Annotated in this window: 14 protein-coding genes; 13 read left to right on the top strand and 1 reads right to left on the bottom strand. The window is 75.1% G+C overall.

The window, feature by feature from the left end; genetic code table 11:
• Window positions 1-78: 78 nt before the first annotated feature.
• The 6 genes from AC2TDM_RS07020 (at window position 79) to AC2TDM_RS07045 (ending at window position 7,811) form a co-directional block, all read left to right on the top strand.
• Window positions 79-1,692, top strand: a complete 1,614-nt coding sequence (locus AC2TDM_RS07020; protein WP_090033000.1) for a circularly permuted type 2 ATP-grasp protein — start codon at window positions 79-81, stop codon at window positions 1,690-1,692.
• A complete protein-coding gene (locus tag AC2TDM_RS07025) occupies window positions 1,686-2,612 on the top strand; it encodes an alpha-E domain-containing protein (protein WP_090032917.1) in 927 nt (308 codons plus the stop codon). The genes AC2TDM_RS07020 and AC2TDM_RS07025 overlap by 7 nt, the downstream gene beginning before the upstream one ends.
• The gene (locus AC2TDM_RS07030) at window positions 2,609-3,463 is read left to right on the top strand and encodes a transglutaminase family protein (protein WP_090032919.1); all 855 of its coding nucleotides are present in this window, start codon (window positions 2,609-2,611) and stop codon (window positions 3,461-3,463) included. The genes AC2TDM_RS07025 and AC2TDM_RS07030 overlap by 4 nt, the downstream gene beginning before the upstream one ends.
• A gap of 4 nt (window positions 3,464-3,467) precedes the next feature.
• On the top strand, window positions 3,468-5,351 hold the full coding sequence (gene lepA / locus AC2TDM_RS07035; RefSeq protein WP_090032920.1) for a translation elongation factor 4: 1,884 nt from the start codon (window positions 3,468-3,470) through the stop codon (window positions 5,349-5,351).
• Window positions 5,348-6,589 carry a radical SAM family heme chaperone HemW gene (hemW, locus tag AC2TDM_RS07040; RefSeq protein ID WP_484636211.1) on the top strand — a complete coding sequence of 414 codons (1,242 nt, stop codon included), beginning with the start codon at window positions 5,348-5,350 and terminating at the stop codon, window positions 6,587-6,589. The genes lepA and hemW overlap by 4 nt, the downstream gene beginning before the upstream one ends.
• A 151-nt stretch (window positions 6,590-6,740) precedes the next feature.
• Window positions 6,741-7,811 (top strand): DUF2189 domain-containing protein, encoded by a 1,071-nt coding sequence (locus AC2TDM_RS07045; RefSeq protein ID WP_090032923.1) that lies wholly within the window; start codon window positions 6,741-6,743, stop codon window positions 7,809-7,811.
• 79 nt (window positions 7,812-7,890) lie between these two features.
• Here AC2TDM_RS07045 and AC2TDM_RS07050 read toward each other — a convergent pair whose 3' ends face one another.
• Window positions 7,891-8,763 (bottom strand): DUF3097 domain-containing protein, encoded by an 873-nt coding sequence (locus tag AC2TDM_RS07050; RefSeq protein WP_484636212.1) that lies wholly within the window; start codon window positions 8,761-8,763, stop codon window positions 7,891-7,893.
• Window positions 8,764-8,912: 149 nt separating this feature from the next.
• On the opposite strand from AC2TDM_RS07050, the gene hrcA reads away from it, so the two are divergent.
• From hrcA to era, 7 genes are all read left to right on the top strand, one after another.
• Window positions 8,913-9,938 carry a heat-inducible transcriptional repressor HrcA gene (gene hrcA / locus AC2TDM_RS07055; RefSeq protein ID WP_090032926.1) on the top strand — a complete coding sequence of 342 codons (1,026 nt, stop codon included), beginning with the start codon at window positions 8,913-8,915 and terminating at the stop codon, window positions 9,936-9,938.
• A gap of 62 nt (window positions 9,939-10,000) precedes the next feature.
• Complete coding sequence (dnaJ, locus tag AC2TDM_RS07060; protein ID WP_090032927.1) at window positions 10,001-11,134, top strand: molecular chaperone DnaJ; 1,134 nt, start codon at window positions 10,001-10,003, stop codon at window positions 11,132-11,134.
• Window positions 11,135-11,162: 28 nt separating this feature from the next.
• Complete coding sequence (locus tag AC2TDM_RS07065) at window positions 11,163-11,945, top strand: 16S rRNA (uracil(1498)-N(3))-methyltransferase (protein WP_090033002.1); 783 nt, start codon at window positions 11,163-11,165, stop codon at window positions 11,943-11,945.
• 174 nt (window positions 11,946-12,119) lie between these two features.
• On the top strand, window positions 12,120-13,142 hold the full coding sequence (locus tag AC2TDM_RS07070) for a PhoH family protein (RefSeq protein WP_090033004.1): 1,023 nt from the start codon (window positions 12,120-12,122) through the stop codon (window positions 13,140-13,142).
• A gap of 78 nt (window positions 13,143-13,220) precedes the next feature.
• Window positions 13,221-13,706: an rRNA maturation RNase YbeY gene (gene ybeY / locus AC2TDM_RS07075; protein WP_484636408.1), complete on the top strand. Its 486-nt coding sequence runs from the start codon at window positions 13,221-13,223 to the stop codon at window positions 13,704-13,706.
• Entirely contained in the window at window positions 13,703-15,061 is a 1,359-nt protein-coding gene (locus tag AC2TDM_RS07080; RefSeq protein WP_484636213.1) for a hemolysin family protein, read from the top strand. The genes ybeY and AC2TDM_RS07080 overlap by 4 nt, the downstream gene beginning before the upstream one ends.
• Window positions 15,058-16,026: a GTPase Era gene (gene era, locus AC2TDM_RS07085; protein ID WP_484636214.1), complete on the top strand. Its 969-nt coding sequence runs from the start codon at window positions 15,058-15,060 to the stop codon at window positions 16,024-16,026. Before AC2TDM_RS07080 ends, era begins: the two co-directional genes overlap by 4 nt.
• Window positions 16,027-16,082: the final 56 nt, after the last annotated feature.

Raw genomic sequence — 16,082 nt, forward strand, 5'->3', positions numbered from 1 at the left:
GGCGCCGCCGGCGACCCCCGTCGGCGCGCCGCCGCGCTCGTCACGCGACGGACACACGCGGCGGTTATCGTCCGGCGCATGGCCGACCTGTTCGACGACTACCCCACGGGGGCCGCCTGGGACGAGATGATCGACCCGGAGGGCGGGCCGACGGCCGCCTACCGCCACGTGCACGCCGCCCTCGCGCGCCTGTCCACCGGCGAGGTGCGGGGGCGTGCCGACACGCTGGCCCGGTCCTACCTCACGCAGGGCGTCACCTTCGACCTCGCGGGGGAGGAGCGGCCGTTCCCCATCGACGTCGTCCCCCGCGTCCTCGCCGGGGAGGAGTGGGAGGTCCTGGCGCCCGGGGTGTCCCAGCGGGTGCGCGCCCTGGAGGCGTTCCTCGCCGACGTGTACGGCCCCCAGCGCGCGGTCGAGGACGGCGTCGTGCCCCGCGCGCTCATCGTCTCCTCCACGAACTTCGCCCGGCAGGCCATCGGCATCGAGCCGCCCAACGGGGTGCGCGTGCACGTGTCGGGCATCGACCTCGTGCGCGACTCCCTCGGCGACTGGCGGGTCCTGGAGGACAACGTCCGCGTCCCTTCCGGCGTGTCCTACGTCCTGTCCAACCGCCGCGCCATGGCGCAGACGTTCCCGGAGCTGTTCGCGTCCCTGCGGATCCGCCCGGTCGCGGACTACTCGCGCCGCCTGCTCGCGGCCCTCGTCGCGGCGGCGCCGAGCGGCGTCGACGAGCCGAACGTCGTCGTGCTCACCCCCGGCGTCTTCAACTCCGCCTACTTCGAGCACTCCCTGCTGGCCCGCACGATGGGTGTCGAGCTCGTCGAGGGCAGCGACCTGTTCTGCGCCGGCGGGCGCGTGTGGATGCGCACCACGCACGGCCGCCGCCGGGTCGACGTCATCTACCGCCGCGTCGACGACGACTTCCTCGACCCCGTCGCGTTCCGCTCGGACTCCCTGCTCGGCAGCCCCGGCCTCCTGGCGGCGGCGCGCAACGGCACGGTCACCCTCGCCAACGCCGTGGGCAACGGCGTGGCCGACGACAAGCTCCTCTACACCTACGTGCCGGACCTCATCCGCTACTACCTGTCCGAGGAGCCGATCATCCGCAACGTCGACACGTGGCGGCTCGAGGAGCCCGCGGCTCTGGCGGAGGTGCTCGACCGGCTCGACGAGCTCGTCGTCAAGCCCGTGGACGGCTCCGGCGGCAAGGGCCTCGTCGTCGGGCCCAAGGCGTCCCGCGCCGAGCTCGACGCCCTGCGGGTGCGCCTCCAAGAGGACCCGCGCGGCTGGATCGCGCAGCCCGTCGTGCAGCTCTCCACCGTGCCGACCCTCGTCGAGGACGGGCTGCGGCCCCGGCACGTGGACCTGCGGCCGTTCGCCGTCAACGACGGCGACTCCGTGTGGGTCCTGCCGGGCGGGCTCACGCGCGTGGCCCTGCCCGAGGGGCAGCTCGTCGTGAACTCCTCGCAGGGCGGCGGCTCGAAGGACACCTGGGTGCTCGGCGGCCAGGTGCCCAAGCGGTCCGCCGTGCGGGCGGGCCTCGTCGCCCCCGCGGCCGCGCACCCCGGCGTGCCCATCGACGCGAGCCCGCACGACGGCGCGCCCGCCCTCGTCCAGATGCAGCAGCAGCAGCAACAGCAGCAGCAGCAGGGCCAGCGCCCGACGACGTCCGGGGGTGGTGCGCCGTGCTGAGCCGGATCGCCGAGTCGCTGTTCTGGATCGGCCGGTACGTGGAGCGCGCCGACGACACCGCGCGCCTCCTCGACGTCCACCTCCAGATCATCCTCGAGGACCCCTGGGCCTCGGAGGACCTGGCCTGCCGCTCGCTGCTCACCGTCATGGACCGGCCCGTGCCCGACGAGGGCCTCGTCGGGCGCGAGACGGTGCTGGACCTGCTGGCCTACGACCGGTTCGTCCCGTCCTCCATCGCCGGCTCGCTGACCGCCGCCCGGGAGAACGCGCGACGGGCGCGCGAGATCCTGTCCACCGACCTGTGGGAGAGCCTCAACGCGACGTGGAACCAGCTGCCGACGCGGGTACGGCCGGCGCGGGCCCACGACTACTTCACCTGGGTGCGCGAGCGCGCGGCGATGGTCAACGGCCTCGTCGACTCCGTGACACCGCGCGACGACACGTGGCGCTTCCTCGTGCTCGGCCGGTCCATCGAGCGGGCGGACATGACGGCCCGCCTGCTGACCACGCGCGCGCTCGCCGGCGCCGCGGGCCCCGGCTGGACGACGCTGCTGCGCTCCTGCGGCGCGTACGAGTCGTTCCTGCGGCTGCACAAGGCGTCGGTGTCCGAGGAGCGGGCGGCGGGGTACCTCCTGCTGGACCGGCTCTTCCCGCGCTCGGTGCTCTTCGCGCTCAACACGGCGGAGGCGATGCTCCTCGAGCTCGACCCCGTGCTCGAGCGCTCGCGGGTGGAGGACGCGCGCCGGCACATCGGGCTCGTGCGCTCGTCCCTGGAGTACCGCCCGCTGCTGGAGGTCCTGGACCACCTGCCGGAGGAGATGGAGAAGGTGCAGCGCGCGTGCTCGGCGGCCAGCGACGCCATCCGGTCCCGGTACTTCCCGGCGGACCTGACGACGCAGTGGATCGGGGAGGCGTTGTGAGCCGGCTGCGCGTGGTGCACACCTCGGCGTTCCGGTACGCCGGGCCCGTGCTGGCCTCCTACAACGAGGCCCGGATGAGCCCGCGCTCCGACGCGCGGCAGACCGTCGTCGCCTCGCGCCTGGACGTCATGCCGCAGACCTGGACCTCCGGCTGGACGGACTACTGGGGCACGTCGGTGACGGCCTTCGAGGTGCTGGCGCCGCACGAGGGCCTGCTGCTGACGGCGGAGCACGTCGTCGAGGTCGCCGGGCAGCCGGACCCCGTGCACGTGCTCGGGTGGGAGGAGCTGCGCGGCGCCGGCGTGCGCGACCGGTGGGCGGAGTTCCTCAGCCCCACGCGCACCACGGCGGTGCCCGACGAGGTCGTCGACCTCGCCCGGGACGCCGCGGCCGGGCTGGACCCGCACGAGGCGGGCCAAGCCGTGAGCCTCGCGCTGCGCGCCGAGCTGGAGTACGTGCCGGGCGTGACGACCGTGCACACGCCGGCCGTCGACGCCTGGCGCGCGCGCACCGGCGTCTGCCAGGACGTCTCGCACCTGACGGTCGGCGCCCTGCAGGCCCTCGGCCTGCCCGCGCGGTACGTCTCGGGCTACCTGCACCCCACCGGCGGGACGGGCGACGAGGCCTCGACCGGCGAGTCGCACGCCTGGGTGGAGTGGTGGACCGGCGCCTGGTACGGCTACGACCCGACGAACCGCATGGCCGCGGGCGAGCACCACGTCGCGATCGGGCGGGGCCGCTCCTACGACGACGTGCCGCCGCTGCGGGGCATCTACGCCGGCACCGCGACCCAGGACCTGACGGTGACGGTCCGCATCACGCGGGAGGACGAGGCGGCCGTGGGACGATAGGGCCGTGCCCCCCATCCCCGGTCCTGACGCCGCCGGCCGCATCCGCCCGGCCGCCACGGCGCCCGAGCTGCTCCGCAACTTCTGCATCATCGCGCACATCGACCACGGCAAGTCGACGCTGGCCGACCGCATGCTCCAGGCCACCGGCGTGGTCGACGCCCGGGTCATGCGCGCGCAGTACCTCGACCGCATGGACATCGAGCGCGAGCGCGGTATCACCATCAAGTCGCAGGCCGTGCGGATGCCGTGGGAGGTCGACGGCACGCCGTACGCCCTGAACATGATCGACACCCCGGGGCACGTGGACTTCACGTACGAGGTGTCGCGGTCCCTGGCGGCGTGCGAGGGGGCGGTGCTGCTCGTCGACGCCGCGCAGGGCATCGAGGCGCAGACGCTGGCCAACCTGTACCTGGCCATGGAGAACGACCTCGCGATCATCCCCGTGCTCAACAAGATCGACCTGCCCGCGGCGCAGCCCGAGAAGTACGCGGAGGAGCTGGCCACGCTCGTGGGGGGCGACCCGGAGGACTGCCTGCGCGTGTCCGGCAAGACCGGCGTGGGCGTCGAGGCGCTGCTGGACCGGATCGTCGAGCTCGTGCCCGCCCCGGTGGGCGACCCCGCCGCACCCTCCCGCGCGATGATCTTCGACTCCGTCTACGACACCTACCGCGGCGTCGTGACGTACGTGCGCGTCGTCGACGGCAACCTCAACCCGCGCGAGCGCATCGCCATGATGTCGACGAAGGCCTCGCACGAGCTGCTCGAGATCGGCGTCATCTCCCCGGAGCCGCAGCCGACCCCGGGCCTCGGCGTCGGCGAGGTCGGTTACCTCATCACCGGCGTGAAGGACGTGCGCCAGAGCAAGGTCGGCGACACGGTCACGAACCAGAGCAAGCCCGCCACGGAGGCGCTGGGCGGCTACCACGACCCGCTGCCGATGGTGTTCTCGGGCCTGTACCCCATCGACGGGTCCGACTACCCGGTGCTGCGCGACGCGCTCGACAAGCTCAAGCTCAACGACGCCGCGCTGAACTACGAGCCGGAGACGTCCGTGGCCCTCGGCTTCGGGTTCCGCGTCGGGTTCCTCGGCCTGCTGCACCTGGAGATCGTGCGCGAGCGGCTCGAGCGCGAGTTCAACCTCGACCTCATCTCGACCGCGCCGAACGTCGTCTACGAGGTCACGCTCGAGGACCGCACGGTCGTCACGGTGACGAACCCCAGCGAGTTCCCCAGCGGCAAGATCCGCGAGGTCCGCGAGCCCGTCGTCAAGGCGACGATCCTGGCGCCGTCGGAGTTCGTCGGGGCGATCATGGAGCTGTGCCAGACCCGGCGCGGGGACCTGCAGGGCATGGACTACCTGTCCGAGGAGCGCGTGGAGATGCGCTACCTGCTGCCCATGGCGGAGATCGTCTTCGACTTCTTCGACGCGCTGAAGTCCCGCACGCGCGGCTACGCGAGCCTCGACTACGAGCCCGTCGGCGACCAGGTGGCCGACCTCGTCAAGGTCGACATCCTGCTGCAGGGGGAGCAGGTCGACGCCTTCAGCGCCATCGTGCACAAGGACAAGGCCTACGCCTACGGCGTCATGATGGCCGGCAAGCTCAAGGACCTCATCCCGCGCCAGCAGTTCGAGGTGCCGATCCAGGCGGCCATCGGCGCCCGCGTCATCGCGCGCGAGACCATCCGCGCCATCCGCAAGGACGTCCTGGCCAAGTGCTACGGCGGTGACATCACCCGCAAGCGCAAGCTCCTGGAGAAGCAGAAGGAGGGCAAGAAGCGCATGAAGACCATCGGCCGGGTCGACGTGCCGCAGGAGGCCTTCATCGCCGCGCTCTCCTCCGAGCCCGCCGGGTCTGCCGGCAAGGACAAGGACGCGAAGAAGCGGTGAGCCCGGCCCTCCCCGAGGGGGACGCGGCCCCCGCCGACGGCGCCCTGCCCGCGTCCGTGCTGGCGGGCGCGCCGTCCCGCGACCTCGGCGTCTACGTGCACGTGCCGTTCTGCCGCGTGCGCTGCGGGTACTGCGACTTCAACACCTACACCGCGCCCGAGCTCGGGGGCGGCGCCAGCCAGGCGGCCTACGCCGCGACCGCCCAGGCCGAGATCGCGCTGGCGGCGGACGTCCTGGCCCGCTCCGGGCTGCCGGAGCGACCCGTGAGCACCGTCTTCGTCGGCGGCGGCACGCCCACGCTCCTGCCCGTCGCCGACCTCGCGGCGCTGCTCGGTGGCGTCCGCGACGCCTGGGGGCTGGCTCCCGGCGCCGAGGTGACGACCGAGGCCAACCCGGACTCGGTGACGCCGGCGTCCCTGGCGGCGCTCGCGGCGGCGGGCTTCACGCGCGTCTCCTTCGGCATGCAGTCCGCGGTCCCGCACGTGCTCGCCACGCTCGAGCGCACGCACGACCCCGCGCGCATCCCGGACGTGGTGCGCTGGGCGCGCGAGGCCGGCCTCCGCGTGTCCCTCGACCTCATCTACGGCACGCCGGGGGAGTCCCTCGACGACTGGCGGGCCAGCCTCGAGGCGGCGCTCGCCACCGGCGTCGACCACGTCAGCGCGTACGCGCTCGTCGTCGAGCCGGGCACCCGCATGGCCGTGTCCGTCCGCCGCGGGGAGCTGACGCTGCCCGACGAGGACGACCAGGCCGCGAAGTACGAGCTGGCCGACGAGCTGCTCACCGCCGCCGGCCTGCACTGGTACGAGGTGAGCAACTGGGCCCGCACGCCCGGCGACGCGTGCCGGCACAACCTCGCCTACTGGCGCGGCGACGACTGGTGGGGCGTCGGCCCCGGCGCGCACAGCCACGTCGGCGGGGTGCGCTGGTGGAACGTCAAGCACCCGCGGGCGTACGCCGACCGGCTGGCGGCCGGGCTGAGCCCCGCGGCCGGCCGGGAGGTGCTCGACGAGGAGGCCGCCCGTCTGGAGCACCTGCTGCTCGGCGTGCGGCTCGCCGAGGGTCTGCCGCTGGCCGACCTCGGGGCGGACGGGCGCCGGCGCGTGGCCGGTCTCGTCGCCGACGGGCTCGTCGACCCCGCCGGGGCGCTGATGGGCGACGCGGGGGGGCGCGTGCTGCGGCTCACCCGGCGGGGACGCCTGCTCGCCGACGCCGTCGTGCGCACCCTCGCCGCCTGAGCCGGGTCCCCGGCCGGGTCCCCCCGCCCGGGGGTCGGGGCGCGCCCTCCACCCGCGCGTGCGCTTCACAGCGCCACCTGCGTGTCGGTTCGCTCACCAGGTCCGACGCCGACGGCCGCCGCCGTCGTCGACCCCCGCGCCAGGAGCACCCATGAGCGAGAACCCGGGGCACCGCCCCGACCCCGACGGCACGAGGCCGTCGGACGACCCGAGCACGCCCGACCCCGCCGCCGGCGGCTACCCGCCGCCGCCCCCGGCCGGCGGGTCGAGCGCGTACCCGCCGCCCCCGTCGTCGGGCGGGTCGAGCGCCTACCCGCCGCCGCCGGGAGGCGGGTACGGGCAGGGGTACGGGCAGGGGAGCGGGCAGGGGTACGACCAGGGCGCGCAGGGGTACGGGCAGCCCGGTGGGCAGGGGTACGGGCAGGGCTACGGCCAGCCCGGCTACGGCGCGGGCGGCTACGGCCAGCCCGGGGGCTTCCCCGGGGCCATGCCGCCGGTCGGCGCGGGCGGCTACGGCCAGGCGCCGGGCACGAGCATCGGCGACGCGCTGTCGTACGGGTGGCGCAAGTTCGCCCAGAACGCCGGCGTCTTCATCGGCGCGCTCCTCGTCTACTTCGTCATCCTCGCCGTGCTGGGTGCCATTCTGTCCGCGCCCCTCATCAGCGTCTTCGCGGCCAGCTCCACGACGGACGCGTCGGGCACCCTGGCGTTCGACCCGGCGGTCGGCCTCGGGCTCGGCTTCGGCTGGACGCTGCTCTTCGCGCTCGTGTTCGGGATCGTCGGGGCGCTCTTCCAGGCCGGTCTCCTGCGGGCCTCCCTGCAGGCGACCTACGGGCAGCCGGTGTCGTTCGGGTCGTTCTTCTCGACGGACCGCTTCGGTCCCGTGGTGCTCACGGCGATCCTCGTCGGGCTCGTGGGCGGCCTCGCGAACTCGATCCCGTACATCGGGTGGGTCCTGTACATCGGCGTGACGGTGTTCACGCAGTTCGCGCTGCTGTTCGTCCTCGACAAGCAGCTGGGCACGCTCGACGCCATCCGCGCGAGCATCGACCTCGCGCGCGCGAACGTCTCGACGGCGGTGATCCTGGCGCTCGTCGTGCTCGTGCTCCTCGTCATCGGCACGTTCGCGTGCTTCGTCGGGCTGCTCGTCGCCGTCCCCGTGACGTCCCTGGCGACGACCGTGACGTACCGGCGGCTGCTCGGCGAGCCCGTCGCCGCCTGACCGCCGACCGTCCCGGGACGCGCGACGGGCCGCCCCCTCCTGCCGAGGGGGCGGCCCGTCGTCGTCGGGGAGGACCCGCTCAGTCCGCCGTGACGAAGTCGATGAGCTCCTCGACGCGGGCCAGCAGGGCCGGGTCCAGGTCGGCGTAGGTGCGCACGCTGCCGAGGATGCGCGCCCAGGCGCGGGCGGTGGCGTGCGGGGAGTCGGCGTCCCAGCCGATCCGCCGGAGCACGCCCGTCTTCCACTCGGTGCCCCGCTCGACGACGGGCCACGCGGCCAGGCCGAGCCGCTGGGGCCGGACGGCCTGCCACACGTCGACGTACGGGTGGCCCAGGACCTTGACCGTGCCCGCGGGCACCGCGCGCAGCGCCTCGGCGGCGATCCGGCTCTCCTTGGACCCCGGGACGAGGTGGTCGACGAGCACGCCGACACGGCGGCCCGGCCCCGGGCGGAAGGCGCGCAGCTCGTCGACGAGGTGGTCGGCGCCCTGCAGCGGCTCGACGACGACGCCCTCCACGCGCAGGTCGTCGCCCCACACCTTCTCCACGAGCTCCGCGTCGTGCTTGCCCTCGACCCAGATGCGGCTGGCCCGCGCGACGCGGGCGGGGGCGTCGGGCACGGCCAGCGAGCCGGAGGCGGTGCGCGTCGGCCGGGCGGGCGCGGCCGCGCGGACGGGCGGCGTCAGCAGGACGGGCTCGCCCTCGACCCAGAACCCCGGGCCGAGCGTGAAGGTGCGCGTGCGACCGCGGCGGTCCTCGAGCACGACGACGTGCTGGCCGCCCGACTTCTCCACGCGCACGACCGCCCCGACGAAGCCCGTGCTCACGTCCTCGACCACGAGGCCGGGCTCGGCCGGCTGGGGGCGGGAGGTGCGGGCCGGGCGGTGGTGCGCCGGGCGGGGGCCCGCGCGGCCGCTGGCGAGGACGTCGCTGCCGTAACGGTCGGTGCTCACGGCCCGTCACGCTAGGTCACGCCCGTGCCTGTGCCCGGCAGGTCGTCGTGTGGACACGCCGCGTAGGATTGGCACTCAGCACGGGCGAGTGCTACCCGGGACCCGCCCGGTGAGGCCCCCGCACGAACGGACGACGGCAGGAGGACGGCATGGGCAGCGGCGACGAGCGGCGCGTGGACGTCCTGCGCGCCATCGTGGAGGACTACGTCGCGACGCGGGAGCCCGTGGGGTCGCGGGCCCTCGTCGAGCGCCACAGCCTGGGCGTGTCCCCGGCGACGATCCGCAACGACATGGCGGCCCTCGAGGAGGGCGGCTACATCGTCCAGCCGCACACCTCGGCCGGGCGCGTGCCGACGGACAAGGGCTACCGGCTCTTCGTCGACCGCCTGTCGGAGGTCAAGCCGCTCTCGTCGCCGGAGCGGCGGGCGATCGCGTCCTTCCTCGAGGACGCCGTCGACCTCGACGACGTCGTGGACCGGTCCGTGCGGCTGCTCGCGCAGCTGACGCACCAGGTGGCCGTCGTGCAGTACCCGTCCCTGCGGCGCTCGGCGCTGCGGCACGTCGAGCTCGTGCCCGTCGGCCCGCGCCACCTGCTCGTCGTGCTCATCACGCGCACGGGCCGCGTCGAGCAGCGGACGGTCGAGCTGGACCACGACCTCGACGAGCTCGTCGTCGCCCAGCTGCGGACCCGGCTCAACGTGGCCGTCGCGGGGCGGGTGCTGGCCGACCTGGCCCGCGTGCGCGAGGAGCTGCGCGAGGCGTTCCCGCCCGCGGACCGGTCCCTGCTCGACGCGGTGCTCGCGGTCGTGGAGGAGACGCTCGCGCTGGAGGGCGAGGAGCGGATCGTCATGGCCGGCACGGCCAACCTCGCGCGCGGCGGGCCCGCCGACTTCGTGCGCACGCTCGGGCCCGTGCTCGAGGCGCTCGAGGAGCAGGTCGTCCTCCTGCGCCTGCTGTCCGACATGGCCGAGGACGAGACGGCGGTCAGCGTCCGCATCGGCCGGGAGAACCGGCACGAGGGCCTGGTGGAGACGAGCTTCGTCACCACGGGCTACGGCGACGGCGCGTCCGTCGCCCGCATCGGGTCCGTCGGCCCGCTGCGGATGGACTACCCGGGCACGATGGCCGCCGTGCGCGCCGTCGCCCGTTACCTCAGCCGGATCCTCGCGGGGTAGGCCCGCCCGGCCCCGACCCGACCCAGCCCCTCCCCGCACCACCCGCCCGCGAAGAGAGCGACGTGACCGACTACTACGCGATCCTCGGCGTCCAGCGCGACGCCACGCCCGAGCAGATCAAGAAGGCGTACCGCAAGCTCGCCCGAGAGCTGCACCCCGACGTGGCCGGGGCCGACGCGGGCTCGGAGGAGCGGTTCAAGGACGTCAGCCGCGCCTACGACGTGCTGGGCAACCCGGACAAGCGCCGGGCCTACGACATGGGCGCCGACCCCGCCTCCCCCGGGGGCATGGGCGGCGCGGGCGCCGGCTTCGGTTTCCAGGACATCTTCGAGACGTTCTTCGGCGCGGCCGCCGGCGCCTCGCAGGCCGCCCGCGGCCCCGTGCCGCGTGCCCGCCGCGGGCAGGACGCCCTCGTCCGGCTGGACATCGACCTCGCGGAGGCGGCGTTCGGCGTCCACCGGGAGATCCCGGTCGACACCGCGGTCGTCTGCCCGACGTGCTCGGGCACGTGCTGCCGCCCGGGGACGTCGCCGCGCACGTGCGAGGTCTGCGGCGGGCGCGGTTCGGTCCAGCGCGTGGCGCGCTCGTTCCTCGGTCAGGTCATGACGACGCAGCCCTGCGCGGCCTGCCAGGGCTTCGGCTCCGTCATCGCCGAGCCGTGCACGGACTGCTCCGGCGAGGGCCGGGTGCGCTCGCGCCGGACCCTGTCCGTCGACGTGCCCGCCGGCGTCGACACCGGCACGCGCATCAAGCTCACCGGTCAGGGCGAGGTGGGCCCCGCGGGCGGGCCCGCCGGCGACGTCTACCTCGAGGTGCGCGAGCGCCGGCACGAGACGTTCGTCCGGGAGGGCGACGACCTGCACGCCACGCTCGCGGTGCCCATGACGGCGGCGGCGCTGGGCACGGTCGTCCAGCTCGAGACGCTCGACGGCCCGCGCGACGTGGACCTGCGGCCGGGCACGCAGCCCGCGCAGGTCGTCACGCTCAAGGGCCTCGGCGTCGGCCACCTGCACGGCCAGGGCCGCGGCGACCTGCACGTGCACGTCGACGTCCAGGTGCCGACCGCGCTCGACGACGAGCAGGCCGACCTGCTGCGGCGGCTGGCGTCCCTGCGTGGCGAGGAGCGCCCCGACGCGCGCCTCGCGGCCCACGGCGGCGTGTTCTCCAAGCTGCGCGACAGGCTCGCAGGCCGGTGAGCCCGCGCCGCCGGTGGGCGGGCCGGCCGTGAGCGCGCCGGTCTTCCTCACGGAGCCGGGCGAGCTGGACGGCGTGACCGCCGGCGGCACGTTCCTGCTCGGCGGCGCCGAGGGCCGGCACGCGGGTGTCGTGCAGCGCCGCGCGCCGGGCGAGCGCGTGGACGTCGTGGACGGGCGGGGGGTCCGGCTCGTCGCGCGCGTCGCCGCGGCCACGGCCGACGGCGTGGTCCTGGACGTCGAGGACAGGGTCGAGGAGCCGGGACCGCGCGTCCGGCTGGTGCTCGTTCAGGCGCTGGCCAAGGGCGACCGCGACGAGCTGGCGGTCGAGGCCGCCACGGAGCTCGGGGCCGACGTCGTGGTCCCCTGGCAGGCCGAGCGGTCCGTCGTCGTCTGGCGCGGGGAGCGCGCCGCGAAGAGCCGCGCGCGCTGGCTCGGCACCGTCCGGGCCGCGGCCAAGCAGTCCCGGCGGGCGCGGGTGCCGGACGTCGAGGCGGCGCTCGACACGGCCGGTCTCGCGCGGCGGGCGGCGGAGGTCGTGGGGGCCGGGGGTGCGGTCGTGGTCCTGCACGAGGAGGCGACGACCCCGCTGGCGGCGGTGCCGCTGCCGGGTGCGCCCGACGTGCCGGTGGACGAGCCGGTCGACGTGCTCGTCGTCGTCGGGCCGGAGGGCGGGATCGCCGAGCGGGAGACCGAGCGGCTCCTCGCCGCCGGGGCGGTGGCCGCGCGGCTGGCGCCGCACGTGCTGCGCACCTCGACGGCCGGTCCGGTGGCGCTCGCGCTGCTCGCCCAGCGGCTGGGCCGCTGGGGCTGAGAGGCGGTCCCGCGGTCCGGACGGGGTCCGCGCACGGGCCGTCCCCCGCGGCCGCTGTGACCCCGGGCAGGTGCGTGCCGGGGGCCGTGGCTACGCTGGTGCGACGTGACCACCCGCGTCGCCGCCCCGGGCGGCGGCGCCCCGACGAAGGAGCGCACGGCGACCGCCGAGCACATGACCTCACCGACGCAGTCCAGCGCCCGCCGCGAGCGGGGCGAGCCCGGGGGCCACGGCGCCCCCGCCCGGGTCGAGCACCGGATCACGGTGCCGCCCGAGATCCCCATGGTCGAGCTGCTCGGCCTCCGCGACGAGGTGCTGACGGAGATCGAGCGCGGGTTCTCGACCGTCTCCGTGCACGTGCGCGGCAACGAGGTGTCGCTGGCCGGTCCGGCCGGGGACGTCGCGCTCGTCGCGCGCCTCGTCGACGAGCTGGTCGAGATGACCGCCGGCGGCACGCCGCTGACCCCCGACGTCGTGCGCCGCACGGTCGGCATGCTGACCGAGGGGGCGCACGCGCGCCCCGCGGACGTGCTGACCTTCAACATCCTCACCGCCCGCGGCCGGACGATCCGGCCCAAGACCGCGGGCCAGAAGGAGTACGTCGACGCCATCGACCGCCACACGGTCACCTTCGGCATCGGCCCGGCCGGCACGGGCAAGACGTACCTCGCCATGGCCAAGGCGGTGCAGGCGCTGCAGTCCCGGCGCGTGAACCGCATCGTCCTCACCCGGCCCGCGGTCGAGGCGGGGGAGCGGCTGGGGTTCCTGCCCGGGACGCTGACGGAGAAGATCGACCCCTACCTGCGGCCGCTGTACGACGCGCTGCACGACATGGTGGACCCCGAGTCGATCCCGCGGCTCATGGAGGCCGGCACCATCGAGGTGGCGCCCCTGGCCTTCATGCGCGGCCGGACGCTCAACGACGCCTTCGTCATCCTCGACGAGGCGCAGAACACCACCACCGAGCAGATGAAGATGTTCCTCACCCGGCTCGGGTTCGGCTCCACCATCGTCGTCACGGGCGACGTCACGCAGACCGACCTGCCGGGCGGCAGCGTCTCCGGTCTGCGGGCGGTGCAGGACGTGCTGGCCGACGTCGAGGACGTGGTGTTCTGCCGCCTCACCTCGCAGGACGTGGTCCGCCACCGGCTCGTCGGGCAGATCATCGACGCCTGGGCGCGCTGGGACCGGCGCTAGCCTCTCCCGCGGGCACCCGTCGTGGTGCCCGGCCCGCCCGACGAGCCGACGAGACGACGACAGGACGTGCACGCCACCGTGAGCATCGAGGTCACCAACGAGACCGGCCACGCGGTCGACGAGGCGGAGTTCGCCGCGCTCGCCCGGCACGTGCTGGACGCGATGCACGTGCACCCGCAGACCGACCTGTCGATCACGCTCGTCGGCACGGAGGTCATGTCCGACCTGCACGTGCGCTGGATGGACGAGCCGGGCCCCACGGACGTGCTGTCCTTCCCCATGGACGAGCTGCGACCCGGCCGCGAGGACGCCGTGACGCCCGCGGGGCTGCTCGGCGACGTCGTGCTGTGCCCGGAGGTCGCGGCCGTCCAGGCGCGCGCCGCCGGGCACAGCACCGTGGAGGAGCTCCTCCTGCTGACGACGCACGGGATCCTGCACCTGCTCGGGTACGACCACGCCGAGCCCGAGGAGGAGAAGGCGATGTTCGCGCTGCAGCGGCGGCTCCTGCTGACGTTCCTCGCCGGCCGCGGCGCGGACGGCTCCCTCGAGCGGACCCTCCCGTGACCGACGTCCCGGTGGCGCTGCTCGTCACCGTCGCGGTCCTGGCGATCGCGCTGGCGGCGACCCTGTCCGCGGGCGAGGTGGCCGTCGGGCGGGTCACGCGGGCCGCGGTCGCGGAGCTGGGGGCCGGCGGGCACCCCGCCGCCGCCCGCGTCGAGGCGCTGTCCCTGCACCACGGGCGCGTGCAGTCCGCGGCCTCGTTCGTGCGGATCGTGGCCGAGATGACCGCGACCGTCTGCCTCACGCTGGCGGTCGCGGACGCCACCGCCCTGCCGTGGTGGGGCGTCCTGCTCGTGTCCGTCGCGGTGTGCGCGCTCGTGGCGTTCCTCCTCGTGCGCCTGAGCCCCCGCCGCCTCGGCCGGCGCCACCCGGCGGCGACGCTCGCGCGGACCTGGCCGCTGCTCGTCGGCGTCACCGCGCTGGCCGGCGGCGTCGGGCGCCCCGAGAGCGTCGGGGAGCACGCGGAGGAGGAGCAGGAGGAGGAGCTGCGCGACATGGTCCAGCGCGTGGCCGAGTCCGAGGCCATCGAGGACGAGGAGCGCGAGCTGTTCCGCTCGGTGCTCGAGCTCGGGGACCGGCTCACGCGCGAGGTCATGGTGCCGCGCCCCGACATGATCACCGTGCACGCGGCGTCCCCGCTGCCCAAGGCGCTGTCGCTGCTGCTGCGCTCGGGATTCTCGCGGGCGCCCGTCACGGGGGACTCCGTCGACGACCTGCGCGGGGTGCTCTACCTCAAGGACCTCGTGCGGCACCTGCAGGACGCGGGCGACGACGGGCGCACGCTCGTGGCCGACCTGGCGCGCCCGCCGGTCTTCGTGCCCGAGTCCAAGCCCGTGGACGCGCTGCTGCGCGAGCTCCAGTCGGGCTCCTCGCACCTCGCGCTCGTCGTCGACGAGTACGGCGGCATCGCCGGGCTGGTGACCATCGAGGACGCGCTGGAGGAGCTCGTCGGGGAGCTGACGGACGAGCACGACCCCGACGCACCGGTCGTCGAGGAGGTCGAGCCGGGCGTGTACCGCGTCCCGGCGCGGCTGGGTCGCGACGAGGTCGGCGAGCTGTTCGGCCTCGAGGTGGACGACGAGGACGTGGACAGCGCGGGCGGCCTGCTGGCCAAGGCGCTCGGCAAGGTGCCGCTGCCGGGCTCCGAGGGGGAGATCCACGGGCTGCACCTGCGGGCCGAGCGGGTCGAGGGACGCCGCAAGCGCCTGGCGACGGTGCTCGTGAGCCGCGCCCACGAGCCCGAGGCCGAGGACGGGTCCGGCGGGGACGAGGACGGACGCGAGCACGGTCGTGAGCACGGTCGTGAGCACGGTCGTGACGACGAGCGCGTGCGCGCGCAGGACGGGGCCTCGCGGTGACCGGCGGGCGGCCCTTCCGCGCCGGGTTCGCGTGCCTCGTCGGGCGCCCGAATGCCGGCAAGTCGACCCTGACCAACGCCCTCGTCGGGCAGAAGGTCGCCATCACCTCGGACCGGCCGCAGACCACCCGGCACACCGTGCGCGGGATCGTGCACCGCGCCGACGGGCAGGTCGTGCTCGTCGACACCCCCGGGTTGCACCGCCCGCGCACGCTGCTGGGCGAGCGGCTCAACGACCTCGTGCGCGGCACGCTGGCCGAGGTCGACGTCGTCGGATTCTGCCTGCCCGCGGACCAGCGCGTCGGGCCCGGGGACCGGTTCATCGCCGAGCAGCTCGCGGCGCTGCGGCCGCCGGAGGGCACGGCGGGGGCGTCCGCGGGTGCAGGGACACCGGTCGTCGCGGTCGTGACGAAGGCGGACCTCGTCGGGAAGGGGCGCCTGGCCGAGCACCTCCTGGCCGTGCAGGAGCTGGGCGCCTGGACGGACATCGTGCCGGTGTCGGCGCGGTCCGGCTACCAGGTGGACGTGCTCGTCGACGTCCTGCTGGGCCTCCTGCCGGAGGGGCCGCCGCTCTACCCGGAGGGCGAGCTGACGGACGAGCCGGAGGCGGTCATGGTCGCCGAGCTCGTCCGGGAGGCGGCCCTCGAGGGCGTGCGCGACGAGCTGCCGCACTCCCTGGCGGTCGTCGTCGAGGAGATCGTCGCCCGCGAGCCGCGCGAGGGCCAGGCCGGGCGGCCCCCGGTCGGGCCGCCGCTGCTCGACGTCCGGGTGGAGCTCTTCGTCGAGCGCGACAGCCAGAAGGCCATCGTCATCGGCAAGAGCGGGGCGCGGCTGCGCGACGTCGGCACGCGCGCCCGCCGTGAGATCGAGGCCCTGCTGGGCGCGAAGGTGTTCCTCGACCTGCACGTGCGGGTCGCCAAGGACTGGCAGCGCGACCCCAAGCAGCTCGGCCGGCTCGGCTTCTAGTGGCCCCCGCCCGGGCCGCCGCCACCGGGCCCCGGTGGTGGCGGCGGCTGCGTCGC

It is taken from the genome of Cellulomonas sp. plas2, from assembly GCF_057221735.1.